Annotated in this window: 17 protein-coding genes and 8 pseudogenes; 7 read left to right on the forward strand and 18 right to left on the reverse strand. The window is 62.9% G+C overall.

The features are described from left to right. Positions 1 to 152: 152 nt before the first annotated feature. Positions 153 to 752 carry a TetR family transcriptional regulator gene (locus tag G6N48_RS23460; RefSeq protein ID WP_033717415.1) on the reverse strand — a complete coding sequence of 200 codons (600 nt, stop codon included), beginning with the start codon at positions 750 to 752 and terminating at the stop codon, positions 153 to 155. Positions 753 to 1180: 428 nt separating this feature from the next. Between G6N48_RS23460 and G6N48_RS23465 the strand changes: the two genes are divergently transcribed. Together G6N48_RS23465 and G6N48_RS23470 are read left to right on the forward strand one after the other, a co-directional pair. After that, the gene (locus tag G6N48_RS23465) at positions 1181 to 1792 is read left to right on the forward strand and encodes a TetR family transcriptional regulator (RefSeq protein WP_007172200.1); all 612 of its coding nucleotides are present in this window, start codon (positions 1181 to 1183) and stop codon (positions 1790 to 1792) included. A 75-nt stretch (positions 1793 to 1867) separates the two neighbouring features. Then, a complete protein-coding gene (locus tag G6N48_RS23470; RefSeq protein ID WP_007172201.1) occupies positions 1868 to 2314 on the forward strand; it encodes a DUF6188 family protein in 447 nt (148 codons plus the stop codon). Between the two features lie 114 nt (positions 2315 to 2428). On the opposite strand, the gene G6N48_RS23475 is transcribed toward G6N48_RS23470, so the two are convergent. Further along, positions 2429 to 3325: an alpha/beta fold hydrolase gene (locus G6N48_RS23475; protein WP_033717417.1), complete on the reverse strand. Its 897-nt coding sequence runs from the start codon at positions 3323 to 3325 to the stop codon at positions 2429 to 2431. Continuing rightward, complete coding sequence (locus tag G6N48_RS23480; RefSeq protein WP_007172203.1) at positions 3322 to 6408, reverse strand: MMPL/RND family transporter; 3087 nt, start codon at positions 6406 to 6408, stop codon at positions 3322 to 3324. Before G6N48_RS23480 ends, G6N48_RS23475 begins: the two co-directional genes overlap by 4 nt. Positions 6409 to 7212: 804 nt before the next feature. Between G6N48_RS23480 and G6N48_RS23485 the strand changes: the two genes are divergently transcribed. Both G6N48_RS23485 and G6N48_RS23490 read left to right on the forward strand, forming a co-directional pair. Continuing rightward, positions 7213 to 7854, forward strand: a complete 642-nt coding sequence (locus tag G6N48_RS23485; protein ID WP_007172204.1) for a TetR/AcrR family transcriptional regulator — start codon at positions 7213 to 7215, stop codon at positions 7852 to 7854. Between the two features lie 245 nt (positions 7855 to 8099). Continuing rightward, positions 8100 to 8256, forward strand: a pseudogene (locus tag G6N48_RS23490) (DUF5078 domain-containing protein); the annotation flags it as partial. Between the two features lie 50 nt (positions 8257 to 8306). Here G6N48_RS23490 and G6N48_RS23495 read toward each other — a convergent pair. The 4 genes and pseudogenes from G6N48_RS23495 to G6N48_RS23510 form a co-directional block, all read right to left on the reverse strand. Next, positions 8307 to 11240 (reverse strand): MMPL/RND family transporter, encoded by a 2934-nt coding sequence (locus G6N48_RS23495; protein ID WP_007172562.1) that lies wholly within the window; start codon positions 11238 to 11240, stop codon positions 8307 to 8309. Then, positions 11237 to 11656, reverse strand: a complete 420-nt coding sequence (locus G6N48_RS23500) for an MmpS family transport accessory protein (RefSeq protein WP_007172563.1) — start codon at positions 11654 to 11656, stop codon at positions 11237 to 11239. Before G6N48_RS23500 ends, G6N48_RS23495 begins: the two co-directional genes overlap by 4 nt. Before the next feature lie 218 nt (positions 11657 to 11874). Then, positions 11875 to 12181: pseudogene (locus tag G6N48_RS28395) on the reverse strand (TetR/AcrR family transcriptional regulator); the annotation flags it as partial. Positions 12182 to 12263: 82 nt separating this feature from the next. Further along, the gene (locus tag G6N48_RS23510) at positions 12264 to 13274 is read right to left on the reverse strand and encodes an alpha/beta hydrolase (protein ID WP_033721600.1); all 1011 of its coding nucleotides are present in this window, start codon (positions 13272 to 13274) and stop codon (positions 12264 to 12266) included. A 277-nt stretch (positions 13275 to 13551) separates the two neighbouring features. On the opposite strand from G6N48_RS23510, the pseudogene G6N48_RS23515 reads away from it, so the two are divergent. Together G6N48_RS23515 and G6N48_RS23520 are read left to right on the forward strand one after the other, a co-directional pair. Then, positions 13552 to 14840: pseudogene (locus G6N48_RS23515) on the forward strand (IS1380 family transposase); the annotation flags it as partial. Continuing rightward, positions 14839 to 15174: pseudogene (locus tag G6N48_RS23520) on the forward strand (IS5 family transposase); the annotation flags it as partial. The pseudogenes G6N48_RS23515 and G6N48_RS23520, both read left to right, overlap by 2 nt. Before the next feature lie 14 nt (positions 15175 to 15188). Here G6N48_RS23520 and G6N48_RS28990 read toward each other — a convergent pair. Together G6N48_RS28990 and G6N48_RS23525 are read right to left on the reverse strand one after the other, a co-directional pair. After that, positions 15189 to 15626 carry a transposase gene (locus G6N48_RS28990; RefSeq protein ID WP_408632586.1) on the reverse strand — a complete coding sequence of 146 codons (438 nt, stop codon included), beginning with the start codon at positions 15624 to 15626 and terminating at the stop codon, positions 15189 to 15191. Beyond that, a pseudogene (locus G6N48_RS23525) lies at positions 15553 to 16461 on the reverse strand (ISL3 family transposase); the annotation flags it as partial. The pseudogene G6N48_RS23525 and the gene G6N48_RS28990, both read right to left, overlap by 74 nt. A 188-nt stretch (positions 16462 to 16649) precedes the next feature. Here G6N48_RS23525 and G6N48_RS23530 point away from each other — a divergent pair. Then, positions 16650 to 17256, forward strand: a pseudogene (locus G6N48_RS23530) (IS5 family transposase); the annotation flags it as partial. A gap of 50 nt (positions 17257 to 17306) precedes the next feature. Here G6N48_RS23530 and G6N48_RS23535 read toward each other — a convergent pair. The 9 genes and pseudogenes from G6N48_RS23535 to G6N48_RS23575 form a co-directional block, all read right to left on the reverse strand. Then, positions 17307 to 18449, reverse strand: a complete 1143-nt coding sequence (locus G6N48_RS23535) for an acyl-CoA dehydrogenase family protein (protein WP_047324229.1) — start codon at positions 18447 to 18449, stop codon at positions 17307 to 17309. A gap of 76 nt (positions 18450 to 18525) precedes the next feature. Continuing rightward, a complete protein-coding gene (locus tag G6N48_RS23540) occupies positions 18526 to 19182 on the reverse strand; it encodes a transglutaminase-like domain-containing protein (protein WP_007172209.1) in 657 nt (218 codons plus the stop codon). After that, a pseudogene (locus G6N48_RS23545) lies at positions 19179 to 20578 on the reverse strand (cytochrome P450). Before G6N48_RS23545 ends, G6N48_RS23540 begins: the two are co-directional and overlap by 4 nt. Positions 20579 to 20828: 250 nt before the next feature. Further along, positions 20829 to 21870, reverse strand: a pseudogene (locus G6N48_RS23550) (alpha/beta hydrolase). Positions 21871 to 22161: 291 nt separating this feature from the next. Next, entirely contained in the window at positions 22162 to 22614 is a 453-nt protein-coding gene (locus tag G6N48_RS23555) for a MaoC/PaaZ C-terminal domain-containing protein (protein WP_007172211.1), read from the reverse strand. Between the two features lie 14 nt (positions 22615 to 22628). Next, entirely contained in the window at positions 22629 to 23105 is a 477-nt protein-coding gene (locus tag G6N48_RS23560; protein WP_170826177.1) for an FAS1-like dehydratase domain-containing protein, read from the reverse strand. A gap of 32 nt (positions 23106 to 23137) precedes the next feature. Then, the gene (locus tag G6N48_RS23565) at positions 23138 to 23473 is read right to left on the reverse strand and encodes an AtuA-related protein (RefSeq protein ID WP_007172213.1); all 336 of its coding nucleotides are present in this window, start codon (positions 23471 to 23473) and stop codon (positions 23138 to 23140) included. Next, on the reverse strand, positions 23460 to 24851 hold the full coding sequence (locus G6N48_RS23570; RefSeq protein ID WP_033721564.1) for an acyclic terpene utilization AtuA family protein: 1392 nt from the start codon (positions 24849 to 24851) through the stop codon (positions 23460 to 23462). Before G6N48_RS23570 ends, G6N48_RS23565 begins: the two co-directional genes overlap by 14 nt. Continuing rightward, positions 24848 to 25021, reverse strand: coding sequence for a hypothetical protein (locus G6N48_RS23575; RefSeq protein WP_007172215.1), 174 nt, complete (start codon positions 25019 to 25021; stop codon positions 24848 to 24850). Before G6N48_RS23575 ends, G6N48_RS23570 begins: the two co-directional genes overlap by 4 nt. Between the last annotated feature and the right edge of the window lie 17 nt (positions 25022 to 25038).

The raw sequence follows: 25038 nt of genomic DNA on the forward strand, positions 1-25038 counted from the left end.
GCCTGCCCCACTAGGGTTAGCCCATTTGATCACCGGTGGTTGCCGTTACAAATATGGTGTGGGGTTTCGGGTTACCGGCCGGGTCCTCCGGGCTGTGGACGTGGCAACGGCCGCGGCTGCCGCCGAGCGCGATGGTTCATCGCGGTCCGCGATTAGTCGAATCCGGCTAGTGTGATTCTCAAGGCTTGTTCCAGTTGAATGTGGAGCGGTGGACTCGTTTTGGTGTCCGTGCTAAGCCAGCGCCGAAGTATGAATTGTGCAGTGGCCAAACCCGTGTGGACCAGCAGCGAGGGGCGGATGTCGGTCACCGCGTCGACGTCCATATGCGTAGCGACCAGTTCGATGAGCCGGTGGTTATCGTTCTCGCTGATCAGCGCCGATTCGCCCAGTAGGTGGGGGGCGGTCCGGATGGCTTCTCGCCAGTATTGCAGATTCTGATTTGCTTTGTCCCAAGCGGTTTCGATAAGCAGACGCATCAGAGTTTCGGTTGCTGATGCATCGGACGGCTGGGCGCGGTAGGACGCAACGATTTCGGCGACCGTTTGCCGGACGGGTGCGACAAGCAGGTCTTCCTTGGTGGGTGCGTAGCGGAAGTAGGTACTGATCGAGATTCCGGCCGCGGCCGCGATGTCCTCGGTTGTCACGGCAGCGAATCCGCGTTCGGCGAAAAGCTGGTGTGCGGTGTTCTGGATCTCGGAGATCAACTCGGCGCGGCGTCGGTCCCGTAACGAGCGGATGTTTGCTGACGGCATGCCATCACCTTCGTCAATGTGACATTCCAACTGCATTATGAGCTATGGTACGAACAGTAGCGTAGCGAAACCGAAAGTACTGGGGGTATTTCCTTGCCGGTGTCGCAGCGTCGGGTGCCGTGGGTTGCGTGGGGAATTGCGGCTACCCGCATGAGTATTCGCTGCCGAGTGCGCCCGGAAGCGTCCGCCGATCGGGTCCGCGTTTCGCACCGCGGTCTGGACGGCACAGCTTCAGTACCCACTCATGGCTGTGTCACCAGTACGCTCGTGCTAGCCCCGTTTACCGCACTCGCGGCTCTTGCAGTTGCGCTTGCGGCTGCACGCATATCCAACGGTCTGCAAAGACATCGTCTTCCCCGAAGGGGGATTTGAGGAATGTCATCCCGCCACCTCCTCGTCGAAAGGTCTATCCCCGAAGTGAAGTCGTAGTGTCGGTTGACGTACCGTTCCGCGCGGCGCCAGATTCCGAGACCGGTACCGGGGGCAGCACCGCAATCCTCGATGCTGCCCGAGCGGTCGCAACGGCGGGCGGTTTCAAGGCCGTGCGTCTCAAGACGGTGGCCAAGCAAGCTGGCATCACTGTCGGGTCACTGTATGACCATTTCGCGTCGAAGACCGACCTGCTGGTGACGCTGCTCGCCCGTGAGTTCGAGCGGGTGAATCAGGAACGCGACTGGAGCACGTGCGCCGCTTCCCCGAGTGACCGACTGGGATCGTTGACAGCGCGGCTCCACGACGAGTGGCAGCAAAACCTGCAGCTCACCGAGGCCGTGGTTCGGGCATTCGTTATGGCGGGCACAGACGAAGCCTTGACAGTGCAACACGCCGCCGACGTCGTCGAAAGCATGCTGGCGCGCACGGTTGGTGGGCCGACGCAGGGAGCTTGCGAGCGACAGATCGCCGGAGTCATCGCAGATATCTGGCTGGCCAATCTAATGGCTTTCGTCGTCGGACGGGCGACAGCAGCGGAGGCGCGCGAGCGCATTGATCGAGGTCTGCAGCGCATTCTTGCTGCGTGGAACGCGAGCAAGAGCGCATAGCAATACTAATAGTATCGGTGCGCTACTAGCGGTAGCATAGGTAGGCGACTCGCTGGTGCGTCGAAGGGAGTGGTTATGTACACGCAATGGATCGAGCAGTGCACCGTGCAACGAGTCTCGCTGCACGAAGGGCTGGTAGTCGACCTGGACGATCACAACCAGCTGGTGATTTCCCGACCGATGCGGCTGACCCTCCCTCCGGCAGCAGGCTGGCCTGAGGAAGAAGTGTTGATCGACCCTATCAATCTTTCGGCCGAGGAGCGGCCACTGTTGGACCTGGCCGGAGCGATCTGCACGCGTGCCTGGTGCGACGACGACGGTGCGCTGCATCTGTGTTTCTCCCGCGGCCACCGCATCGATGTCGACCCGGATGCGGCGGCGACTTCGTGGGAGCTCTATGGCAAGTGCCACGGCTACATGGCGTGTCTGCCGCGGGGTCGAGTCCGGGTGATTCGGCACGACCTTCCTGTTGACGAGAATGACTTAGACGCAACACAATCAGTGGCCATGGCGCATCAGTAGCCGCGCGCCTGGCGACAGGACGGCACAAGCGCCGAAGGCGTGCGAACGATAGATCGAGCCATCTCGATGGGTGTCCGACGTGTCAGCCGGGGCGGGTGCAGGTTCGCTGGATGCTTACGTCGGGGTCCTTGTGGTGCGGTCGAGGAAGTCGGTGACCGCGGCGGTAAACGCGTCGTTGTTGTCGCCGGCAACCATGTGACCGGTGCCGGTGACGTCCGTCGTTTCGGCGTGCGGGACGAGCTGGAGGAATTCGTTGACGGTTTCCTGGGAGACTACGTCTGACAGTGCGCCGCGTACTAACAGCGTTGGGGCCGTGATTCGACGTGCTCCTTCGGCGAGAAATCCGCTGATGGCGTCGAACTCCTCGCTGCCTGTCATGAGATTGCCTTGCAGGACATCGAAGTTGGAGCTGATGAACGCTGGGTCCCAGCGCCAGATCCATCGTCCGTCGCTACGTTGCCGCAGGACCTTGTGCAGGCCGTCGAGATTTTCGGGTCGCGCGCGCCGGGGGTTGTATTCGGCGATGATGTCGGCGGCGTCATTGAGTGAGCCGAATCCGTCGGGGTGGGCGGCCATGAATGACACGACGCGACGGGCTCCATGAAATTCGATCCGCGGGGTGATGTCGACCAGGACAACGGCTGCCCAGAGGTCGGGTGGGGCCAGCAGATGGGTAGCGAGGATGATCAGCCCACCCAGCGACGCGCCGACGACGGCGGGGGGACTGTCGGCGCTGACGTGTCCTCGTACCGAGATCAGATCGGATACGAACCGTTCGACGTCGTATTGTCCGATCGGGTCCCAGTCGCTGTCGCCGTGACCTCGTGTGTCGTAGGCGACGACGGTGTAGCCGTGGGAATGGAGTCGACGAGCGGTGGTGGCCCACGCGTGACGGTTCTGACCGCCGCCATGGAGGAGCAGCACGACGGGGCGAGTCGCGGCGTGCCGGTAGCAGTCGGCCACGAGAGTGATCCCGTCGCTGGTGCGGATGCGCTCCTGGCTAATTGTCATGTGGTCCGATGTGGTCGGCCGTTGTGAGTCAGGGGTTTCCGTTGCGGCCACCAGCTCGCTTCGCGCAGCAGTGTGGCGATCGCGGGAACCGTGAGCGTGCGAACGACGAAGGTATCCAGAAGTAGGCCGCAGCCAATGATGAACCCGGCTTGGATCATGATCGCGATGGAGCCGACGATCAGGCCGAACATGCTGGCGGCGAAGATGAGCCCGGCCGAAGTGATGACTGAGCCGGTATTTGCGACGGTTCGCAGGACGCCGACGCGAATGTTGTGGGTCGATTCTTCGCGTAGTCGCGAGATGAGCAGCATGTTGTAGTCGGCGCCGACGGCCACCAGGATTATGAACGCTAGAAGCGGTACGGGCCAGGCGATTTCCTTGCCGAGGCCATATTGAAAGACGAGGGTTCCCAGTCCGAGCGCGGCGCCGTAGTTGAGCACGACGGTACCCAACAGGTAGAGCGGGGCGACCAGGGCGCGCAGCAATACGACCAAGATGAGGCCGACGATGACGAGGGTCGCAAAGGCCAGCTGATGAAAGTCGGCGGAAAGCAGGCGTTGGATGTCGGAGTTGACGGCGGGGAATCCGGCCATCGACACCGTGGCGTTGGCCAGCGAGGTGTTGGGTCGTGCGGCATCGGCGATCTCGGTGATTTTGTGGGCGAGGTTCATCGCGTCGCTGCTGTAGGGGTCGTAACTGGATTCGATGGCGAAACGCGCGGTTTTGCCGTCGGGCGACAGGAAATGCTTTGCGACGTCGGCGAATTGGCGGTTCTCGAAGGCATTGGTGGGAAGGTAGAAGCCGCTGGCGTTGTCTGAGCCGGCGGTGGTTCGTGCGGAATTCTGCAGTTGGGTGGCGATTTGGCTCATGCCCGACAGCATTTCGATGTTGCTGTCGGCCAGGGTGTGCACGCCGGTGGCGAGGGCCTGTGCGCCGGAGGCGAGTTGGCTGATGCCGCTTTGGAGGCGGCGGATGTTGCCGGCCAGGTCGGCAGGGTCGCCGAGTGCTCCGAAAGCCTTGTCCAGCGACGTGATTGCGTTTTGGACGTCGGCCACGGTGCCGGCCGCGGTGTCGCTGCCGGGCTGGTAAAGGTCGCCGAGGTTGGCGAGCTGGTTGAAGAAGCCGGTATGGCGCAGGGTCACCAGGATCTGCACCTGGTCGCGGAGTTGGGCGCATTCCGGTGTGGTCGCACACCATGGGGAGGTGTTGAGCGCACCGACGAGCGGGTCGATGGCGGCGATTGCGTTTTGGGCTTGGTCGGCTTGCTGGCGCAGTCCCGGACCGGTTCGGATGGCTTGGTCGACGGCCGGGGCGGTAGCCGAAAGCTGCTGTAGCAGCGGACGGAACCGCTGGACTTGGGATCCACTGGATTGGGCCTGGGTGAGGATCCCGGTCAACGGTGTCAACGCGGTGCGCAAGGTGGTGTCCAGTTGCGCGAGACCGCCGGCGAGTTGGTCGGCGCCGTGGGTGAGTTTGGCCAGGTCATCCTTATGGGCGTCTCCCTTGGCGACCGCGCCGGCCATCTTGTTACCGATCTGGCCGTTTTGCCACGACAGTTGAGCCTGGTCCAGGCGTGCGCCCGTGGGCCGGGTGACACCGGAGACCTTGGTGACACCAGGCAGTTGCGAGACCCGAGACGCCATTTCATCCAGGTCGGCCAGGGCCTTGCTGGTGCGCATATCAGTGGGCGATTCAACCAGCATGAATTCGGTGATGATGACGTCCTTGCGAAAGTGGCGGTCCAGCAGGTGATACCCCTCATTGCTGGCGGTGGTCGCCGGCTGTCCTTGGCGATCGTCGTAGCTGATGTGCATAGTCAGCGCGACGGCCGCCAGGCCTAGCACCAGGGCCAGACTGGCGACCAGCAGTGGAACGGGTCGACGCACCACGGCCACGGCGATCCAGTTCCAGTAGCGGCGTGTGCGGTCGGCCTTGGGTTCACCGATGCCGCGTTTGGCCGCCAGCGCCAACACCGGGGGAAATAAAGTCACCGTGGCCGCAAATCCGACAAAGACGGCGATTGCGCACGCGGGACCCAACGCGGCGAACACGCTCAACTTCGCGAACACCATGGCCAGAAACGCAAACGCCACGGTGGCGGCCGAAGCCAAAATCACGCGCCCGATGGTGGCGGTCGCGTTGATCACCGACAGATCCGGCGGGACGTTTTGGCGTCGCTGCTCGTGATATCGACTGATCAAGAACACCGAATAATCGGTGCCGGCACCCAGCAAGATCACCGTCATGAAGGCGATGGTGAACTGCGACACCGGCATGCCCGATTCGCCCAACGCTGATAGCACTCCGCGCCCCACCGCCAGGCTCACGCCGATGACCAGCAGCGGCAGCAAGGCGGTAAACACCGACCGATACACGACCAGCAAAATCATCGCGATCAGGCCTGCTGTCGCGACCGAGATGACAACCAAATCCTCTTCGGCCGAAGCGATTTGATCGCGGAAGGTGGCCGGGGGCCCGGTGACGCGAACATCGGTGGGTGAGCCGCTAAATGCCTGGGCGGCGATCGTGCGGACCGCCTGGACCGATTCGGCAGCTTTGAGATCGCCCAGCGTTCCGGCCACTCCCACCGGCACATACCAGGCTTTGCCGTCTTGGCTGACTGCCTGGCTTGCGGTGACTGGGTCGGCCAACAAGTCTTGAACCAAGCGCACATGCTCCGAATCGGCACGCAACCGGGAAATCATCGCGTTGTAGCGTCCGCGCACCGGCGCAGTCAGGCCCGCCGGATCCTCCATCGCGACAAATATCGTCGTCTTGGATCCCTGCTCGCCGAAGGCCGCGCCCATGCGGTCTACCGTCTGAAGCGATGGCGCATCGCGCGGTATGAGATTCACTGACTGCTGTCTAACAACGGTTTCCAGCTGCGGGAACAGCACCGCCAGGGCAGCGGCGCTCACCACCCACATGCCGATGATCAGCACCTTATGTCGGATACTGAAACCCGCCAAGCGCGCTAGCCGATCGCTGTACGCGCCCTCACCGGCCGCAACCTTTTGAAGTCGCTCCCGAACAGGGCGACTCAAGGTCGCCACGCCCGAAGAGACCCACCCGTTGTCTGCCATCCCCCGCCCCGCTACTTCGAAAGAAATCAACGGTATCGCAACAGTACTACCAGTACCCTTCTACCTGCCCGGCGAAACCGCCACCGGTGTCCGAAGCTCTCTGATCGCCGCCGCGCAACCAGCCGCTTCAGGCGGTGACCAACGCGCCGTCGACGGTCCAGCATGTCCGGTACAGCGACACGTGATCCCTTTGCGCACAGGCGGTTTGACAATGACGATGCACCGACTCCGAAACAGTGACCGCTTCATGAACGGCGCAGGCGAAATCCCAGCCGGGAGATCAACCTGATCGGCTCGTCGCGCACGTGGTCATACATTTCCCGGTTCATCAACTCGTCGTCCAAGTAGGAGCAGGAGCGAGGAGGGTAGTGACGGGGACGAACGCGGCCGCGGTCATCAACCGGCGGCTGTCGGTGTAGGCGCCGAGTGATACCGCGGCGGACCAGCCTGAAATCGCGAACCCCCCGCGCCCACACATGCGTCTTGGTTAGCCCAAGCGGCACATTCATCGCCGACCAGCCCCGCCCGTCTGTGCGATTCCCCCTCGCGCCCGCCGGCAGAGTTCGTTCGTCCGCCACACGAACCGGCCTGTGGTGGCCGCGCCCTGGAGCTGCTCAACCAGGGATCGTCCGACCCGCTGCCCGATCATGCGTCCTCCTTCGCCCCACAGACCCTTACAGACAAGTGTACTAGTGGTATCGCTACGCTACTAGTAGTAGCGTAGCCGTCTAGGGGTCGAATCAATCGACCGATGCAGCCGCGATTCGGTGCCGGCCAGCTACGCGCGAGGTTTACGGTGACTACATGGAGCGCGACACCCTGGAATTCCCGGTCGACGACGATGATGACGTCGACCCGCGCCTGTTGCGCTCACGAACCCGGCTATTGGATGCGGCCACCAAACTCCTGAGCGCCGGCGGCATCGAAGCCGTCACCATCGACGCGGTCACCAAAGCCTCCAAAGTCGCGCGCACGACCCTGTATCGCCACTTCAGCAGCTCCACTCAACTGCTTGCCGCCACATTTGAAAGGCTGCTGCCGCAGGTCCACCCTGCACCGGAGACGGGATCGTTGCGCGACCAACTCATCGAACTGTTGAGCCGACAGGCCACGCTGTTCCAGGAGGCACCGCTGCACGTCACCACCCTGGCCTGGGTCGCGCTTGGCCGCACACCAAACGGCACCCAGGAAACCCACGACCGGCACGCGCTGCGCACACGGATCATCGACCAGTATCGCCAGCCATTCGATGCCCTGTTGCAAAGCCCCGAAGCCCGCGCCGACCTCGACGATTTCGACCCGGAGCTCATCCTGTGTCAACTCGTCGGGCCAGTGGCGTTTGCCCGACTCACCGGGCTGCGTGCCATCGATCGTCAAGACTGTGAGCGCATCGTCGATGACTTCCTCGCCGCGCACCGCCGCAAGGCCGATGAGCCCGCATCGTAGGCCACCGTCCGCAAACCCCTCTTTCCGCAGCAGCCGCTTCACTTTGTCCTCCAAGACTTCAGGACTTCATGCTCGACGGTGAGGTCTTTGATGGTTTCCCTATAGACCAACCGCCAACGTCACCAGCGGGCCTATGTCGCCGAAGTGTCTTCTGGTGCGGGGTGCAGCAGAAAGTAGGCGTTTAGGTCGATGTCTTAGCGACCGTCGGGCGCTATTGAGAAAGGTGCGTTGGATGTTGCAAAACTCGCGTGTTCTCCGAGGCTGTCTACGGCGATCCGCTTTGGTTCGCGTGGCCCAATCACATGAAGATCTTCTGCAACAACAAGGGCGTTGTCGCCAAGTCCACCCACGTGTGCAACAACTACCTTCCCCGGGGAAATGTCGGTCTGGAACTGGAGCTAACCCCGCCCTAGTCCCGCCGCGGTCGGGACTGCATGCACCTCAGCAATGCCTTAGTAGTGCGGTGAGGCCGCCGGGAACCGGTCGGTGGTCGCCGACTGCGGGTCATCTTGCCGGGGCAGCAGGTAGGCGCGAACCGCCGAACGTGGCCCGTAGGGCCGAAGTAGCTGGCTGGCCGGGCGAGTGCGTACCTGCTGCGGCCACCAGAACCAGCGCCCCAGCAGCGCGGCGACGGACGGCATCATGAATGAGCGCACGATCAGGGTGTCGAACAGCAGACCCAGGCCGATGGTGGTGCCGACCTGCCCGACGACTTTCAAATCGCTGAATATGAACGAGGCCATGGTGGCGGCGAAGACCAGGCCCGCAGACGTCACCACCGCACCGGTGCCGGCCATCGAGCGGATGATTCCGGTTTTCAAACCGGCACCGATTTCTTCTTTGAAACGGGACACCAGCAGCAGGTTGTAGTCGGATCCGACGGCCAGCATCAAGATGATGGACATCGCCAGCACCATCCAGTGCAGTTTGAAGCCGATGATGTCCTGCCACACCAGCACGGACAGTCCGAACGAGGCGCCCAACGAGATCAGCACCGTGCCCACGATGGTGACCGCGGCGACCAGGCTTCGGGTGATGATCAGCATGATGATCAAAATCAGGCTGGCCGCAGCTATTGCCGCGATCATCAGGTCGTATTTGGAGCCGTCGCGCATGTCCTTGTAGACCGCGGCGGTGCCGGCAAGGTAGATCTTGGCGCCCTCCAGCGGAGTTCCCTTGATGGCTTCCTTGGCTGCGTTCTTGATCGGCTCGACGTGCGAAATGCCTTCCGGGGTCGCGGGATCCCCTTCATGGGAGATGATGAAGCGGGCCGCGTGCCCGTCCGGCGACAGGAACATCTTCAGACCGCGCTTGAAGTCGGGGTTGTCGAAGACTTCCGGCGGGATGTAGAACGAGTCGTCGTTCTTGGCGGCGTCGAAGGCCTGGCCCATGGCGGTCGAGTTTTGGCTCATCACGTCCATCTGGTCATACAGCGACGACATCGAGCTGTGCATGGTCAGCATCATTTGCTTCATGGTCGTCATGGTGGCGATCATGGGCGGCATCTGCGCCAGCATCTGCGGCATCAAGGCGTCCAGCTGAGATATGTCGCCGGCAAGATAGGTGAATTTTTCGGTGATCTGATCCAGACCGTCGAGCGCGTCGAAGAGGGATCGCAGCGACCAGCAGCCCGGGATGTCGAAGCAGTGCTTTTCCCAGTAGAAGTAGCTGCGAATCGGCCGGAAGAAATCATCGAAGTTGGCGATGTTGTCGCGCAATGTGTTTGTGACATCCAACATTTCATGCGTGAGGCCGTCCATGTGGTGGGTGACCGCGGCCATCTGCGAGGTGATGTTGTACATGCGCTGCATGGTGTCGATGGACTGTTGCATCGCGTCGGCCTGCTTGAGCATGTCGTCCATGCGCTGGTGCATGTACTGCTGGTTTTCGACCTGCGTGGTGTTTTGCATGCTGATCTGGAACGGGATTGAGGTGTGCTCGATCGGCGTTCCCAGCGGCCGGGTGATCGCCTGGACGCGCGCGACACCCGGGATGTGGAAGACCCCCCTGGCGATCCGGTCCAACACCAGCATGCCCGCCGGGTTGCGCATGTCGTGATCGGTCTCGATCATCAACAATTCCGGATTCATCCGGGACGCGGGGAAATGCCGTTCGGCGGCGGCGTAGCCGATATTCGCGGGGACGCTCGGGGGTAAATACAGCCGGTTGTCGTAATTGGTTTGATAACCGGGTAGGGCGAGTAGACCGATGAGGGCGATCGCGACTGACACCGCGAGAATTGGCCCGGGCCAGCGCACGATCGCGGTGCCCACCCGTCGCCATCCCCGGGTCCGCATCTTGCGCTTAGGATCGAACAGCTTGAAGAAACTGCCGACGGTCAGGACCGCCGGACCCAAGGTCAGCGCGGCAGCAACGGCGACCAGCATCCCGACCGCACAAGGGATACCCATAGTCTGGAAATACGGAAGCCGGGTAAAGCTCAGGCAATACATCGCACCGGCAATAGTCAGGCCAGAGCCAAGGACGACGTGCGCGGTTCCGTGGAACATGGTGTAGAAGGCTTTTTCGCGGTCCTCGCCTAGGCCGCGCGCCTCTTGATATCGGCCGAGAATAAAGATCGCATAGTCTGTCCCAGCGGCGATGGCCAACAGCACCAAAATATTAACCGCGAAGGTCGACAATCCCATGATGTTGTTGTAGGCCAGGAAAGCGACAACCCCCCGAGCCGCCATCACCTCGATCACCACCATGAACAACGTGCTGAACACGGTGATAATCGAGCGGTATACCCACAGCAACATCACGATGATCACCACGAAGGTGATGATCGTGACCTTCTGGAGGCTCTTTTGTCCGGCCGAGTGCTGATCGGCGATCAACGCCCCAGCGCCGGTCACATAGGCCTTGACCCCCGACGGCGCAGGCACGCTGTCCACGATCTTGCGGACCGCCGCGACAGACTCGCTGGCCAGGCTCTCGCCCTGGTTACCAGCAAGATACGCCTGCACATAGGCGGCCTTGCCGTCGGAGCTTTGCGAACCGGCGGCCGTCAGCGGATCCCCCCAGAAGTCCTGGACGTGCTGGACGTGTTTCGTGTCAGCCTCGAGTTTGCGGACGATCTGGTCGTAGAAATGGTGGGCCTCATCGCCCAGCGGCTTGTCACCTTCCAGCACGATCATGACCGCACTGTCACTGTTGAATTCGTTGAATACTTTGCCGATGTGCTTCATCGCTTGCATCGACGGCGCGTCCTTGGGGCTCATCGACACGGTGTGTTCTTCGGCGACCGCGTCCAGCGATGGAACCAAGACGCTGAGGACGACGACAAGCCCCACCCAGGCAAAGACGACGGGCACCGCGAGTTTGTGGACCGTTCGCGCGAAAACCGGCATATGCGGCAGCCCTGCGGCCCGGTCATCGGTCATGCGGACTTCACTATGCAGAACGTTTGCGCATTCATACCCTGACTCGACCTTTCGTCCTTGACCACCTCGTCCACGATGATCCGGCAGCCGATTTGGTTGCTGTCGCCCTGCGCGACGATGTTGACGCTCACCGAGGGCAGCGTCGAGGTAACCGAGAGCGTCCAGGGCAAAGGCACGTTGCTAGCTTTCTGGGGCTGGGCATTGATGTCCAAGTAGTTGATGTTGGCCACCGTCCCCGGGGGACCATAAACCTGGTAAACCACGCGCTTGGGATTGAACGGCTTGATCTCATCGGCGATGCCGCTGGTCATCGTCTGATCGTCGTGGACGCCGAAAAAGGTGCGAAGCCGCAGTACGCAGAAGCCCGCTACCGCCACCACCGCCACGATGACCAGGACGATCCACATTTTCTTCATCGCAGCGCCAACGTGAATCCTCCCCAGCCAACCATCTCCCGCTAGTTGGGCGCCCCACCGCCCATTCGACTGGATCGATCGCAACTTAGCGTTTGGCGCAAAGCCATTGCCGGCGGAAGGCTGCGCGGTCTCGCCTGGTTCCCGGCCATCGACAAGGTTGGCATCGTTTTCACCGGTTGCAGTTCGCCAAGCCACTGCGTCCTGGTCTCCTTTTCTGTTCATGAGGTTTCAGAGATGAGGCCGATGCACCTGGCGGTCAGCAGGCGGGTCAAGGCGGACGCGAAGCCCAGATTCCACTCGGGCGGAACGACTTGCGCGCCCTTTGCGTAGACATCGGTGAGCCGCTCTGGCGGGTTGGCGTCTGCCAGAGGGTGGCCACCAGCGAGTAGGCGGCCAACAGCATATCCAGTGATCCCGAACGGCCGAGCGCAGGCAACGAGCTCTCAATTGCGTCGGCGGGGATAGCGTCGCGGCGGTCCTGATCCGCTTGACCTCGACAACCCGTTCGTCGTCCACCTCGTGCTGCGACCGGCGTCTTGGTCCGCGCCGCACTTGAAGCCCTGCGCTACTGGCTGCTCTATGTTCCACGACCTGCGCGATGGGCGGATTATGCGCTGTTCTTTTCCGGCGCGGTGGTGAGATGACGGATAAACATCGCCACCTCCTCAACCGCGCGAAGCGCATCTGGGTTGACGTCGAAACCGAGCTGGAACATGTGCATCGCCTTGTGCCACTGCTGCACCCACACTGGTACGCCGTGAGCCCGCAGCCGGTCGGCCAGCGTGAGGGTGTCATTGAGCAGCATCTCGTGGGTGCCAACCTGGAGCAAAAATGGGCCAAGGCCATGCAGATCGGCCTCCGACGGCATCACTGGCGCCGCCCGGGTGCCGTTGACAGTACCGAAGACGTCATAGAGGAACTTCACCGTCATGAACGGAAACATCACGTCGCGATGGTCTTTGAGGGCCCGGTACTTCAGCCCCATATCCGACGACGTCAGCGGTGACATCAGCGCCTGACCCGCAGGCACCGGCAGCCCGCTGTCGCGGGCGGCCAGTGCGGTACCGGCAGCCACCATGCCACCGGCCGAATCTCCTGCTAGCACAATGCGATCCGCTGAAAAGCCGAGCGACATAACGTAGCGGTAGGCGTCGAGCCCGTCGGACACGGCATCCTCAAGGCGGGCCTGCGGGGCCAGCCGGTAACCGACATTGAATACCCGCGCGCCGGTCTCTTGGGAGAGCTTACCGACAAACCGCCGATGCGAATTGAGACCCAAAGTCACCAGCGCCGAGCCGTGGAAGTAGACGATAACCCGGTCGGACTGGCGGGCCGTCGGGAATACCACCCACTCGGCCGGACACTGTGGCAATGCGACGGGGGTCACTTGAGTTCCCGCCGGTGGCGGCACCACGCGCAGCGGTTTGTCGATGACGTCAAGGCGTGCACGCTGCAACAGGTGAGGACTGAAACGGTTGATGACTATGCCGATGACGGTCAAGGTAGCGAGCACTGGGCGCGCGAAGATAGCCGTCAATAACGCCAGCAGGCGCGACTGCCAGCAGATGGAGCCGAAGTGGGCGCTCGCGGGCCGATCCCGCCAATCAGACGAATTCACAGAGCCAACGGTATCAGGTACCGCATGTATTAGATACTATCTGTATGGGGTCCGCTGTAACGCGCGAAGGAGTGAGGACGGTAGCGGTCTGCACGTTCGACAGACCCCTCGCGATCGGACGGGAGGGGCCCAGATCGCCGACTTCACAATGCTAGCCTCGAGGTTTCATGTCGTTGGGGGTTGTGACGGCGTGTAATGCACGGAAGCGCCTGTCCTGCAGGGAATTCTTGGGATTGCTGAAGTCTCAAGATCCTCAAGCAGGAAGGCAACTCCGTAGGTGAAGCGTAACGCAGTTGGTGGGCTGGTCGTCGATGATGTCCGCGAGTCGTTGGTGACGTCATCGGGCGCGGCGATGATGAACGAGACGATCCGGGTTGCGGGCCTGGGGCTTGTCCTATCGAGGGCGCTGGGGCCGTGGCGGCTGGCGCGGGCCCGCCATGATCCGGGCAAGGTGCTGCTTGACGTGGCGATCGCGGTCGCGCTCGGTGGTGACTGTTTGGCCGATGTGGCCGCAGTCCGTGCGCAGCGCGACTTGTTCGGAGTCGTGGCCTCCGACCCGACTGTGTCTCGGTTGTTTGCGGCGTTGGCCGTCGATGACGCCACCACCGATGCTGCGGTCATGGCGCTGCGCTCGGCACACGCTGCAGCCCGTGACCGGGTCTGGTCACGGCGTCGGCCGCTGGCGGGAACACCGGGAACACGAGAGGGTGGGCAGGTCATCGTCGATATCGATGCCACCCTGGTGGCGGCGCATTCGGATAAGGAGGGCGCTGAGGCGACCCACAAGATGTCTTATGGGTTCGCCCCGATGTGCGCTTTTGTCGACCATGGCGAGCACGGCACCGGAGAAACTCTGGCGCTGGACCTACGCCCGGAAAGGCCTCGCCGTTCAATAGTTCTGATCACATCACAGTGCTGGGCGCCGCGCTGGAACAACTGCCCGCCGCCGAGCGGGGCCAGGTGCTGGTGCGCGCCGATGCCGGCGGGGCGTCTAAAGCATTCCTGCATCACCTCACCGACGCCGGATTGCACTATTCCATCGGGTTTCCCGCTCACGGCCCTGTCCAGGCCGCGATCGAGACGATTCCCGAGCAGGCTTGGGTGGCTGCGCTCGACAGTGACGGCGCACCTCGTGAGGGTGCGCAGGTCGCCGAGCTCACCAACTGGATGCCGACCCCGGTCAAACCCACCCGTTCGCCGGCCAAGTACGGCCCCCAGGAATGGCCACGCGGGATGCGAGTCATCGCCCGCCGTGAACGTCCTCACCCCGGTGCCCAGCTACGGCTGACCGACCATAACGGCTGGCGAATCACCTGCTTTGCGACCAACACTCGCGGAACCGGCTGGACGCTGCCGACCCTGGAAGTGCGTCACCGCCAACGCGCCCGCGCCGAAGACCGTATCCGCTGTCTGAAGGACACCGGCCTGCGTAACCTGCCTTTCCACAGCTACCGGGCCAACCGGATCTGGCTCGAAGTCGTCGCCCTGGCTGGCGACCTGATCGCCTGGACTCAAACCCTGGCCTTCGAGCGTCATCAACCCGCCCGCAGCCAAGATCGATCTCGTGACACGGACGGGTGTGATTTGTGATGAGTTTTGGGCGGTGGTCGAGCCGTTGATGCCGTCGCATGACGGTAAGCGAGGCAACAGGTTTCGTGATCACCGGCTGATCCTGGAAGCGATCGCCTGGCATTTTCGCACAGGATGCCCGTGGCGGGACCTGCCCGCCGAATTCGGGCCGTGGCAAACAGTGTGGAAACGCCATCACCGGTGGTCGCTGGACGGCACGTACGACGAGATGTTCGCCCGGGTCGCGGCCTCGTTCGGGTTCGACGCCGACGTGCACGCCGACATCGAAAAGCTGTTATCAGTCGATTCGACCAACGTGCGTGCCCATCAACGGCTCTTCGTAATTCAGAGTGCATTGACAAGTTGGTGGAGTGCTCCGCTGTGTAGTAGTGAGCGCCAACGGTAGTGGGTGAGGTTGCGGAATCCGAGGGCGTTGCGGCGCAATGCTTCCAGGCGGCCGTTGATGGCCTCGGTGGGTCCGTTGGAGACGTGGTGGTCGAAGAAGGCCAGGATGTCGGCGCGGCGGCGCGATAGCGTGCGGCCGAGTTGGGCGATCTCCTCCAATCCGGCGGGTACGCCGCGCCGTATCGACTCGATCAGCCTGGTCATTGCCTTCTTGCCGTGACGTCGGTTCGGGTCGGCGTAGGCGGCGATGATCTTCTGATAGATCAGCCAGGCGACCTTGACGGCGAGATGGTCGTCGCCGTCGAGCACCTCGGTCAGCCGGGTGTATTGGCGTGGGGAGCAGCTGCAGGCGGGTTCGGGCGATGCGCCGGATCCCATAGAGCGGGTCACCGGTGTGTCCGCGCCGACCCAGGGTCTGCTGCTGGATGCGTTGGCGGATCAGGTCGAGCTTGGTCCCGGCCAAAGCCACAACGTGGAAGGGGTCCATCACGGTGACCGCGTCCGGGATGACCTCGGTGGCGGCGGTCTTGTAGCCGGCGAACCCGTCCATCGCAATGACCTCCACGGCCCGGGCAAAGTCGGTGGGTTGGGCGGCCAACCACGTGGCCAGTGCGGTCGCTGAGCGTCCTTCGACCAGGTCGAGCAGGCGTGCCGGGCCGGTCTGGTCGTGGGTAGGCGTGAGGTCGATGATCAGCGTGACGAACCCCTCTGTGCCGCGACGCCGAGGCGCCCAGCGATGCTCATCGACACCGATCACCGTCACCCCGGCCAGCCGATCCGGCCCGGTTGTGGCGATCAGGCCGGCGGTCGCACGCATCGCGATGGAGCTGACAGTATGCCAGGACACCCCGAGTTCGGCGGCGATCGCCGAAATGGTGGTGCGGTCGATCATCAACCGCCGCAATACATACCGGGCACAGCGCCGCGTCGTCGATGAGCGCGGGGCCGCCAACTTGCCCAGATCCTGGTTGAACACTGCCCGCCCACACGCTGGCGTTGTGCAGCGGTAGCGAGGTAGGGCACCCTGCAGCACCAGCGGGTAGCCGGCCACCGGCAGATCCGTCAACGGCCGAGTCACAGTGTCGCGGTAGCGGCCCTCCCGGCCGCAGTCCGGACACCTGGCGTCACAGGCCACCGGCCTGCAGAAGATCGTCGTCGTCTTCTCGTCGACCGCGGCGTCGGTGATCGTCACCCCCAACTCGATGGTGCGCATGATCGTGTCGGCAACAACCGACGGCGGGCAGGCAGTAGCCTCAGGCAAGGGTCACCTCGGTGGTGTTGGTGAAGCGGCGTGTAGGAACCTGAATCGTCACCCACCGAGGCCCCACCTCAGCTCAACGACACGAACCCCCACCGCGGATATCCGCCAACCACTGCTGCACGCTCATTTCCGCAGAGCCCCATCAACACTCGGCGGGCGCCCGTTCGGACACGTTGTGCACAGGGGGCACTGTCGAATTCGAATTACAAGAAATCTGCCGATGAGCCCGACGATCATGCGATCGGGCGTTCCCGCGGCGGGCTGACCACCAAGATCCACGCGCTGACTGATCCTCGCGAAGCTCCCGTGGCGGTCCGGCTCACCGCCGGCCAAGCCGGCGACAACCCGCAATTGATGGCGCTGCTCGATGATTACGCCGCGACATGCAGGGATTCAGACCAGTCCGCTGACGATTTCCGGTTGCTCGCCGACAAGGCGTATTCGCATCCGAGCACCCGTACCCAATTGCGTTCCCGCAGAATCAAGCACACGATTCCCGAACGTCGAGATCAGATCGACCGCCGCAAGGCCAAGGGATCCGCCGGCGGCCGCCCACCGGCGTTCGACGCCGAGATCTACGCGCTGCGCAACACCGTCGAACGTGGCTTCAATCGGCTCAAGCAGTGGCGCGGCATCGCGACCCGCTACGACAAGTACGCCCTAACATACCTCGGCGGTGTACTGCTGGCCTGCGCCGTGATCCATTCGATGGCTTTATCTGCGGTGGAGCTTGCCTGTCTCAAGTAGCAGATCCTCATCTGCGTTGATACACCGGGCGTTCGGTCGTCGCTATCTTGTCAAAGCGACCTCGAAATAATCTCTTTCATTATTTCGTTAGACCCCGCGTAGATTTTCTGTACTCGCTGATCAACCCAGAGACGCGAAATCGGATATTCCGTCATGTATCCGTACCCGCCGTGCAGCTGCAGGCAGTCGTCGAGGACTTTCATCGCCCGTTCCGTCGTCCACCATTTGGCCATCGCGACAGTTTGCACGTCGAGCTGGCCCTGGAGGTGTAGGCAGATGCAGTGGTCGAGGAATACTCGCGCAATCCTTGTTTCAGTGGCCGCTTCGGCCAGGGTGAACTTGGTGTTCTGGAACCCGAAGATCGTTCGTCCGAAGGCCTCTCGTTCGCGCGTGTATTTGACCGTCTGCTGCAAGGCCAATTCCATGGCGGCAACCGCTCCGACCGCAACGATTAGTCGCTCCTGCGGCAGTTGCGTCATCAGCTGGATGAAACCTTGCCCCTCGGTGTCGCCTAGCAGATGCGTCTTGGGGACGCGCACGCCGTCGAAAAACAATTCAGATGTGTCCTGACCGCGCTGACCTATTTTGCTGAGGACTCGTCCTCTCCGGAACCCGGGGCGATCGGCTTCCACGACAATCAGCGAAATACCGTTGGCACCTTGAGTATGGTCGGTCTTGGCCACGACGACAATGAGATCGGCTTGCTGACCATTGGTGATGAACGTCTTCGAGCCGGTGATGACGTACTCGTCCCCATCGAGGACGGCGCGCGTCTTCACGCTTTGAAGATCAGATCCGGTTCCGGCCTCCGTCATCGCAATGGCACCGATCAATTCGCCCGACGCCATCTTGGGCAGCCACTGCCTTTTCAGGTCTTCCCGGGCGTAGTGCAGGATGTAGTGTGCGACGATGCCGCTGTGCAGGCCGGCGCCCCACGAACTGTCCCCGATTCGAGCTTGCTCTTCGAGCAGAACTGCCTCGTGTGCGAATGTCCCGCCGCCGCCGCCGTATTCGACCGGCATCGACATGCACAGCAGGCCCAGCTCGCCTGCTCGTTCCCACACCGCCCGGTCGACATGGTGTTGCTCGGCGAAGCGCTCTGAGTGGGGTGCAATCTCAGTGGCAACGAACTTTGCGGCGAGATCACGAAGCGCTTCCAATTCCGGGTTGAGCCAGGGTGAGGCGGCTGTCATAGGGAGGCGTCCTTTCGGTTAGCTGCCGTGAGATATCCCGCATTAGTGCTTTGCACAAGCATAATCTTTCAAACTGTTAATTGGTGAACGAGTCTGATATGGGCGGAGGTTCGTAGATGAGTTCGCTGTAGTTGTCGCGCAGCGCGTCGATGATTTCCGTGAGGGGAAGGTCGTCGAAAACGCCACGGTCATGGAGGTATTCCATGTGTTGGGAGCCGTCGCCTGTGTGAGCGTGCAACATGGCGTCTCGCTGACCGTCGAATTCGATAGGAGGGACCCCGAAGCGCGCGCATAACTCGCGGTTGAACGCCGGCGTGGCCTTGACCCACCGGCCATTCAGCAGCATTTGACTGTAGCCGTGGTAGACGAAAACGTCCGAGCCACCCATCCGTTCACGGAGACTCGGGGTCTGCAGATGGTTGCGGACGTCGGCGAAACCCAACCGCGCCGGAATCCCCGCGGCGCGACACGCAGCCGTCAAGAGCACCGCCTTGGGGACACAGTAGGCGCGCTCGGCGACGGCGACCGCGCTGGCTCGGTACTGGCACGGGTCGTCGGAGACGGAATACGGGTCGTACCAGATCGAATCACGGACAGCGGTGAAGATGCGGCACGCCTTATCGACGGAATCAATGGCGTTACGCGTCGCCGATTCGGTGAACTGCTGCACGGCATCGTGTTTCCAGTCGAGGAATTCGGTGGGTGCAAGGAACCGCGCGAACTCTAACTTCATCGGTGGTGGAGCCTGATCGGTAACCCGTCGACCGGGATCGGCAGCGATGTGTTGTCCCAACGGATGCGGTAATCGGTGTCGAGGCCGAAGGTGAACGTGCGCAGCATCTGGTGCAGGATCGCTTTCACCTCGAGGGTGCCGAAATGCATACCGATGCATTTGTGCGCGCCACCCCCGAACGGCAGCCACGCGAAGCGATGGGCTTGGTCTTCGCGGCGTGGGACGTCGAAACGTAAGGGGTCGAAGCGATCCGGGTTATGCCAGACTTCGCGGACGAAATGGTTGACGGCGGGAGTGATCGCCACAAGCGTGTCGGAGGGGATGTAGTGGCCGTCTATTGCGGTGTCTTCCACTGTTTTGCGCATCACTAGCGGAACCGGCGCCACGAGTCTCATGGATTCCTTGATCACCAGATCGAGGGACCTGAGCCCTTCCAAATCATCGATCTCCGGTGACCGGTCGCCGAGAACATCGCTTTCGGCGCGAACCCGATCCTGCCATTCTGGATGCTTTGCCAGGTAATAAGTTACCGCGGTGGTGGTGATCGTCGATGTGTCGTGAGCGGCCATCATCAGAAAAATCATGTGGTTGATGACATCGGAGTCACTGAAACGTTGCCCGTCTTCGGTGCTGGCATGGCACAGCGCCGAGAACAGGTCATTGCTGTCGCCGGCCCGGGCGGCCGGCAAGTGCCGGGCGAAGTACTCCTCAAGCACCCGTCGGCCGCGGACCCCGGCGCGATAGCGGGTACCGGGAAGCGGCGCGCGGACGAGCGAACTGGCCGCGCGTACCGTAGCGACGAACGCCTGGTTAATGGCGTCGCTGCTGTCTTTGCCTCGGCCACCCATGAACACATCGGTGGCGATGTCGAGGGTCAGGTTTTTCAACAGCGGGTACATGCGGACGGACGGGCCGGTCGGCCACGTGGGCAGGGTTGCGCGGACGCAAGGGGTCACTTGGGTGACGTAGCCGGCCAGTCGCGGCCGCGTGAAGGCCTCCTGCATGATGCGCCGGTGCATGAGGTGTTCGTCAAAGCTCATCAGCATCAATCCGCGGTGGAAGAACGCGTCGATGAGAAAGGCCCAGCCGTCTTGCGAGAACGCCTTTGCGTTGGTGGTGAGCGCCTCTTGGGTAGCTTGGGGGCCCGCGATGACCGCCATTTTGGTACCGAACGCTCCCATCCACGAGACAGAACCGAACCGCTCGTAGCGCTCTCTGCCCAGGTCGGACCCAAACCGGATGTAGTCGAGGGTGTGCCCGACCAAGGGGAGCCCGGCATCACCGAGAACCGGTCGCAATCCGCTTCCAGCCGGGGGGCTGCCAGTTCACGCACTGGCCACCGCCGACTCCACCGGCGAAGTCCGTCGTCCACCCGTTGCGGCGCGGGAATCAAGATGACCGAAGATAACCGTTCCCGGGCTTTATGGCTTTATCGACGGGCGCGTGTAGCGGGTTAACCATTGTCGCTCCCCGGCCTGTGGTCGTCGTTGGCGGCCTGCTCGCGATGAGGAACCGACCAGCTGTTTACATTACGCCCAATAATGTCAAAATTAATACATGCATATCTGACTTGTCAACGGGCTCCCAGTGGCGCGCAAAGGCGGTCGCCGCGCAGCTAGCCGCTGCGCCCGCGTTCAGCTCCGGCGTCAAGGAAACTTGCGTTCAGCGCTGTCGGCGAGAAACGCCCCGCTGAGGCGCAAAGCGTGACGCGCCTCGGGCAAGAGTCGAAACAGGGCTTGAAACACGTGAATTTGACCGCGAAACACCTGAAGTTGCACGGACGACCCCGCGGCGAGCATGCGCTCGGCGAGTCGTCGGGAATCGTCGAGCAGCATTTCTCTCCCGCCCACCTGGATCAATGTCGGCGGCATGCCGGTGAGGTCGGTGGCGAGCACGTTGACGCGGGGGTCGTGCGGATCGGCGTCGCCCACGTAGAGACTCAGCGCCCGCGACGCGGATCGGGCGGATGCGAAAGGATCGCGGCGCCAGATTTCGCGAGCCGTCGCCAGCTGACACGTCAGATCGATGACGGGGGACATCAGTAGCATGCGGTCAGGCAACGGCAGGCGATGTGCGAGTGCACCCAACGAGGTCGCGACCGCCAGTTGGCCGCCCGCCGAATCGCCTGTGTCGGCGGCAAGTGAATACTGACCAGTGCGCGGCCGACTCCTGATCAGTTTTCGATTGCCGTTGACAGCCTGCGATCGCTACCGTGCGGGCTGATGTCGATTCTTCAGAGCCCGCCAACCACCGGTAGGCCCTCAGTGCGTCGTCAGCAGCCGCCGGATACGGGTAACGCGGAGCCAATCGATAGCGGACCGCGAAGACCGGGCGCAGCGACGCGGCAGACAGTTCGCCCAGCAGACCGCGATGGGTTTTGGGAGAGCACATCGAAAATGCGCCGCCGTGAATGTAAAGGATCGGTGGCCCGTCCGGGTTGACGTTCGGTGCGACGACCCAATCTCCCCTCACTCGATCGCCGGCGAAGACGGTGTCGACCAGCCTTACGCGCAGTCCTGGGCGTGGGCGGGACGCGATGAGCGCCGCCCGAAGCACCCGATCCATCACAGCAAGCCCGTACTGGTTGGACGGTAGTGCTTGCGTCAATGGGCGAAGGACCCCGCGTGCGGATGTTGCGATGAGGTAGCTTGTCAGGCTCGGATCCCAATCCGAGGAAACGGATATCACGATAAGCCAGCCAGCTTTTCGTTGGTGCGGCCCCCTGTAGCATCCCAAAGCCCGCGTATAGCGGATCGAGGTCGCTGGCGCGGGGCCACGTCGTCTTTGAAGTGGTGGGTATAAGAAGGAAGCAGGCCTTGTAGGAACCACTGTTACTGATCTACCGGCAGCCTTCAAAGCGACGCGCGCCGTCGTCGCCAGAGCCGCAGAGCTACGCGATCCAGAGCGGGTCGTCCCCCGGTCGAGCTGGCGCAGGAACGTAGGCAACGATGATGCAGCGACGGCTGTCGAAGTTCTCGATTACCGCCGACCGGCCGGCAGTTGCAAGGTCGCCTCACTGGGCACGCATATGCCCTCCTCGCTGGACACTGCCAGTTCCAGGTCGACCAGGCGCATTCCGCGGTCTTGGCGCTTGGCCACCACCCGCCCGGTAAGGGTCGCGGTCTGTCCCGGGTAGATCGACTTGATCATCGATATCTTGCGCCGGCGCAGGAGCGCGTCGGGGCCCGCCCAGTCGGTGAGGCCCCGGTCGATGAAGCCGTGAAAGAACAGCGTCGACAGGTAGATCGTTCGCTGGCCCTGGCTGCGTGCGTACTCCGGATCGTGATGGCCCGGGAACCAGTCCCACGTCGCCGCGGCGTTCATGCAGACCCGCTTGTAGGTGATAGGAATCGACACCGGCGTGATCTCGTCGCCGACAATGACGTCATCGAAGGTAAGGCCTTTGATGTCTGCAGTGCTGATCTTGGTCATGAGCGCCCCCGGGTTTACTGGGCTGTGTCGTAGCGGAACAGGACGTTGGTGTTGCGGGCGATGTTCTCGCCGTGCTGGTCGGTGTAGGTGGTAAGCGATGTGATGAAGACGCCGGTTCCCAGCCGAGTCGTCTTCTCGTCGGATAGCGAGACGATCTCCTCGACTATCCAAACGTGGTCACCGACTCGGGGTCGGCGCTCCAGCTCGGTGGTGGTGGAGGCGTTGATGATGTGGTGGCCGGGCAGGGGAACGTTGAGCGCGAAAAGCCCGTCCTCGCGGTGCAGGTGCGCGGGCGCCCATTGCGGGTTCATGCCCAGGGTCATCAGCAGGCCCGGTGGGCACTCGTCGCCCTCCCAGTACCGTGGGTTGGCGTCCTCAACCAGAGAGCAGTAGTAGAGGATCATCGATCGGTCGATCGGAAACCACGCCTGCTTTGGCTCGGAGCGACGACCGACCCAGGACCGGCCCTCCTCTAGAGTGCCGAACGCCATCCCGAGCCCGGTGACATCGTTGGTGTGGGAGCTCACGGTGTTGCCTTCCCTTCGATGGCGGGTTCGGGCAGGGGCATGCGGGACAGGATCGAACACATCGACTTGCCGGTCTCGTCGAAGCGCAGTGTTGCGGTTGCGCCGCCGCCGAGGGCTCCCCGCATGACGATGTTGAACGCATGCAGGCGAGGCAGCGTGTAGATCGTCACGGTTCCGGTGACCAGACCCTTCATGAAGGAGGTGATGGCCTCCGGCCGCAGTCCGCGTTGCAGCGCGGCAAAAGCCTCGGCGTCGCGGGCGAGCACCACGACGTTGGAGATGTCACCCTTGTCGCCTGAACGCACGAACGCCAACTCGTCAATGGTGGGCATCGAGCATCTCCTTGGCGGCCTGGACACGGACGTGCTGTGGGACGAACTCACGCGGTACCAGGGTCGGCCACAGCGCTATCACCTTGCGCACCGCCAGCGGCGCGCCGAAGGCGGTACCCACCGGACCGGCCGTCGCTGGCAGCAGCATCGCGCGGCGGGCGACCTCGGCCTCGCTGCGGGTGCGGCACTTGGCCACCATCCGGAGCTCGACCTCGTTGGGCTGGGCGTCGGGTGCCGGTCGTGGGGCCACCGGGCCGGCCAGCGCGTCCCAACCGACACGGTCGAAACGCATCTCCTGCGGAATGACACCCAGGTACTTGATGCGGCCGCGCACTAGCCTCTCGCAGAAGTCGGCCTTCTCCAGAGCATCGGGCCAGGGGATCATCGTGCGCCCCTCGGCGAGGTAGCCGTCCTCGTAGCCGATCTGCACCTTGAGCGTGTCCGGCCGTCGGCGGCCGGTCATGCCCGTGAGCTGCACGCGGTCGGGGCCGAGTTCTTTGACCTCGACACCGCCCATGTCGACGACACCGTCGGGCAGCAAATAGCAGAACGGGTCGTGCACTTCGTAAAGCAAATGCTCTTTGATGGTCCACTCGTTGAGCACCCCACCCGAGCCCGGCACCTTACTGATCACAGCGGTGCCGTCAGCCGACATCTCGGCCATCGGGAACCCGAGCCGCCACGGATCACGCGACAGCCGCCACTGCGAGGACATGCCGCCGGTCGCGATGCCCGCACACTCCAGTACATGACCGACGGTAAGCGCGGCGCCGATCAGGTCGGGATTACGCTCAAATATCCACCCGAAGTGGCGCATGAGCGGCCCGCAATAAAGCGCAGAGTCGGCAAGCCTGCCGCCGATCACGACATCGGCGTCGCCGTCAAGTGCGTCAATGATCCCGTCGGAGCCGGTGTACGCCGAGACAGCGACGATCCGGTCGGCGATGCGGTCGATGTCTTCTTCGCCGGACTCAAGGTGCGCGAATTGCCAACCCGAATCCCTGATTTCGGCGATTCTCCCCGTCAAGTCGTCGCCCTCAATGGTTCCGATGCGGGTGTCGGGATATCCGGCGTCACAGGCCACTCGCGCAGCGGCCAGTGCGGCGGCACCCGGGTTCGCTCCGCCCCCATTGGTCACGATGCCGACGTCGTTACGGCGGGCAGCGGGCAGCGCCTGACGCAGAATGGGTTCGACATCGGGCACGTACCCTTTACCCGGGTCACGCATCTTGGCACGGGTAAGGAGCGCAACGGTCAACTCGGCCAGCAGGTCGAAGCAGGCAAACTCGACACCGCCCTGCTCAATGAGTTCCACCGCGGGATCCACCATGTCACCCCAATAGCCGGCACCAGCACCGATCCGCACGCTGGCACTCATGCGCACTCCTGCGCCGCCTCGGCGCTTGCCGCCGCGATGTCGGCACTAGGCGGCGGCGCGCTTGGCGGTATCCCGCCGACTGCCGGATCGACAAAGGGCACGAATGCGGCGCGCCCGGCCAGCCGTCCTTTGCCGGTGACCCCCGCAGCAATCAGCATCGTTCCGGGCATCGTGTTTTCCTCCTCTC

Origin of the sequence: Mycobacterium parmense (assembly GCF_010730575.1) — a bacterium.
Taxonomy (GTDB): domain Bacteria; phylum Actinomycetota; class Actinomycetes; order Mycobacteriales; family Mycobacteriaceae; genus Mycobacterium; species Mycobacterium parmense.

Bases quoted from the DNA above. Each gene is read 5' to 3' on its own strand.
- G6N48_RS23460 (WP_033717415.1), bottom strand. From the start codon at position 752: ATGCCGTCAGCAAACATCCGCTCGTTACGGGACCGACGCCGCGCCGAG.
- G6N48_RS23470 (WP_007172201.1), top strand. From the start codon at position 1,868: ATGTACACGCAATGGATCGAGCAGTGCACCGTGCAACGAGTCTCGCTG.
- G6N48_RS23475 (WP_033717417.1), bottom strand. From the start codon at position 3,325: ATGACAATTAGCCAGGAGCGCATCCGCACCAGCGACGGGATCACTCTC.
- G6N48_RS23480 (WP_007172203.1), bottom strand. From the start codon at position 6,408: ATGGCAGACAACGGGTGGGTCTCTTCGGGCGTGGCGACCTTGAGTCGC.
- G6N48_RS23485 (WP_007172204.1), top strand. From the start codon at position 7,213: ATGGAGCGCGACACCCTGGAATTCCCGGTCGACGACGATGATGACGTC.
- G6N48_RS23495 (WP_007172562.1), bottom strand. From the start codon at position 11,240: ATGACCGATGACCGGGCCGCAGGGCTGCCGCATATGCCGGTTTTCGCG.
- G6N48_RS23500 (WP_007172563.1), bottom strand. From the start codon at position 11,656: ATGAAGAAAATGTGGATCGTCCTGGTCATCGTGGCGGTGGTGGCGGTA.
- G6N48_RS28990 (WP_408632586.1), bottom strand. From the start codon at position 15,626: ATGGGATCCGGCGCATCGCCCGAACCCGCCTGCAGCTGCTCCCCACGC.
- G6N48_RS23535 (WP_047324229.1), bottom strand. From the start codon at position 18,449: ATGACAGCCGCCTCACCCTGGCTCAACCCGGAATTGGAAGCGCTTCGT.
- G6N48_RS23540 (WP_007172209.1), bottom strand. From the start codon at position 19,182: ATGAAGTTAGAGTTCGCGCGGTTCCTTGCACCCACCGAATTCCTCGAC.
- G6N48_RS23555 (WP_007172211.1), bottom strand. From the start codon at position 22,614: ATGACCAAGATCAGCACTGCAGACATCAAAGGCCTTACCTTCGATGAC.
- G6N48_RS23560 (WP_170826177.1), bottom strand. From the start codon at position 23,105: ATGGCGTTCGGCACTCTAGAGGAGGGCCGGTCCTGGGTCGGTCGTCGC.
- G6N48_RS23565 (WP_007172213.1), bottom strand. From the start codon at position 23,473: ATGCCCACCATTGACGAGTTGGCGTTCGTGCGTTCAGGCGACAAGGGT.
- G6N48_RS23570 (WP_033721564.1), bottom strand. From the start codon at position 24,851: ATGAGTGCCAGCGTGCGGATCGGTGCTGGTGCCGGCTATTGGGGTGAC.
- G6N48_RS23575 (WP_007172215.1), bottom strand. From the start codon at position 25,021: ATGCCCGGAACGATGCTGATTGCTGCGGGGGTCACCGGCAAAGGACGG.